Genomic DNA, 2,242 nt, shown 5'->3' on the forward strand with positions numbered 1-2,242 from the left:
GCGCACGGCGCGCGCGTGTTCGCCGCGCGCTGCGCGGGCTGCCACACGGTGCGCGGCACCGACGCGGCCGGCGATGCGGGCCCCGACCTCACGCACCTCGCGTCGCGCCGGTCGCTCGCGGCCGGCACGCTCGACAACACGCCGGACAACCTGCGCCGCTGGATCGCACACGCGCAGCAGATCAAGCCGCAGACGCTGATGCCGTCGTTCGCGCTCGCGCCGCGCGACGCCGACGATCTCGCCGCCTATCTCGCGACGCTGCACTGAACGGAGGATGCCGATGGCCGTCACCCACGACTCCCGCCCCGTGCTCGAGCGCGTGCCGGATCTCGGCGACGCGCCGCCCGGCTCGCCGGAGGAGCGCGCGCTCGCCGCGCTGTGGGAGTCCGAGCCGGGCTGGCGCGGCTGGCTCGGCACCGTCGATCACAAGCGGATCGGCCTGCGCTACATCGTCACCGCCTTCGCGTTCCTGCTGCTCGGCGGCGTCGAGGCGCTCGTGATGCGCATCCAGCTCGCGCGGCCGAATGCGACGCTGCTCACGCCCGCGCAGTACGACGCGCTGTTCACGATGCATGGCGTGACGATGATCTTCCTGTACGCGCTGCCCGTGCTGTCCGGTTTCGCGAACTATCTGTGGCCGCTGATGCTCGGCTCGCGCGACATGGCGTTTCCGCGGCTGAACGCGTTCTCGTACTGGGTGTTCCTGTTCGCGGGGCTGTTCCTCTACGCGAGTTTTCCGCTCGGCGCGGTGCCCGACGGCGGCTGGTTCAACTACGTGCCGCTCACGTCGCTCGACTACAGCGCGGGCGCGAACATCGACATCTATGCGCTCGGGATGATCCTGCTCGGCATCTCGACGACGGGCGGCGCCGCCAACTTCGTCGTCACGCTGCTGCGCATGCGCGCGCACGGCATGTCGATCGACCGGCTGCCGATCATCGTCTGGGGCACGCTCACGGCGTCCGTCGCGAATCTCGTCGCGGTGCCGTCGGTGAGCCTCGCGTTCTTCCTGCTGTGGCTCGACCGCAATGCGGGCACGCACTTCTTCGACGTCGCGCACGACGGCCGCCCGCTGCTCTGGCAGCACCTGTTCTGGATGTTCGCGCACCCGTGGGTGTACGTCGTCGTGCTGCCCGCGATGGGGATCGTGTCGGATGCGCTGCCGACGTTCTGCCGGCGGCCGCTCGTCGCGTATGAAGCCGTTGCGGTGTCGACCGTCGCGACGATGCTGATCGGCTTCGAGGTCTGGGTGCATCACATGTTCGCGACCGGCATCGCGCCGCTCGCGCTCGCGTTCTTCGGCGCGGCCAGCATGCTGATCTCGATTCCGAGCGCGGTCGCCGTGTTCGCGTGGATCGCGACGATCTGGACCGGGCGGCCGGTGTTCCGCACGCCGTTCCTGTATTTCGCGGGCTTCGTGCTGATGTTCGTGATCGGCGGCGTATCGGGCGTGATGACGGCGGCCGTGCCGCTCGACTGGCAGCTGACCGACACGTACTTCGTCGTCGCGCATCTGCACTACGTGCTGCTCGGGATCAACGTGTTTCCGGTGCTCGGCGGCATCACCTACTGGTTTCCGAAGTTCACGGGCCGCATGATGAACGAGCGCGTCGGCCGCTGGACGTTCTGGGTCGTGCTGATCGGCTTCAACGTCGGCTTTTTTCCGATGCACGTGTCGGGGCTGCTCGGCATGCCGCGCCGCATCTACACCTATCCGTCCGGCATGGGCTGGGACACGTCGAACCTGCTGACGACGATCGGCTCGTTCGTGTTCGGCATCGGCATCGTGATGTTCGTGATCAACGCGCTCGTCAGCGCGCGGCGCGGCGCGCGCGCCGGCGACAACCCGTGGGGAGCGCCGGGCCTCGAATGGTCGGTCGCGTCGCCGACGCCCGCCTACAACTTCGCGGTGCTGCCGCTGATCGCGTCGCGCCATCCGCTCTGGGAAACGCGCGGCGAGCCGCACCGCTCGAGCCTGCGCGTCGGCTACCGGCTCGCCGACGGGCGCGAGGCGCTCGCGGTGTCGCCGCTCGCCGCGACGCCGAGCGCGATTCTCAAGATGCCCGAGGACACCTGCGTGCCGTTCGTGCTGTCGCTGCTCGCGACGGCCGTGTTCGCCGCGATGCTGGTGCGCTCGCCGACGCTCGTCGCCATCTCCACGCTTGGCTGCGCGATCGCGCTCGGCGCGTGGCTGTGGCCGCGCCGCTCGCTCGGCGAGCGCGCCGCGGCGCCCGAGCGCGAC

2 protein-coding genes are annotated in these 2,242 nt (G+C 70.0%); both read left to right on the forward strand.

Translation table 11 applies throughout. From position 1 onward, the window contains the following. Window positions 1-267, forward strand: a 267-nt coding sequence (locus tag BST28156_RS34405) for a c-type cytochrome (RefSeq protein WP_174904569.1), incomplete at its 5' end; no start/stop codon positions are given. A gap of 13 nt (window positions 268-280) precedes the next feature. Continuing rightward, the coding region (gene ctaD, locus BST28156_RS34410; protein WP_174904570.1) for a cytochrome c oxidase subunit I at window positions 281-2,242 on the forward strand (1,962 nt) is incomplete at its 3' end.

The sequence above is a fragment of the Burkholderia pseudomultivorans genome, from assembly GCF_902499075.1.
In the GTDB taxonomy this organism is placed as follows: domain Bacteria; phylum Pseudomonadota; class Gammaproteobacteria; order Burkholderiales; family Burkholderiaceae; genus Burkholderia; species Burkholderia pseudomultivorans.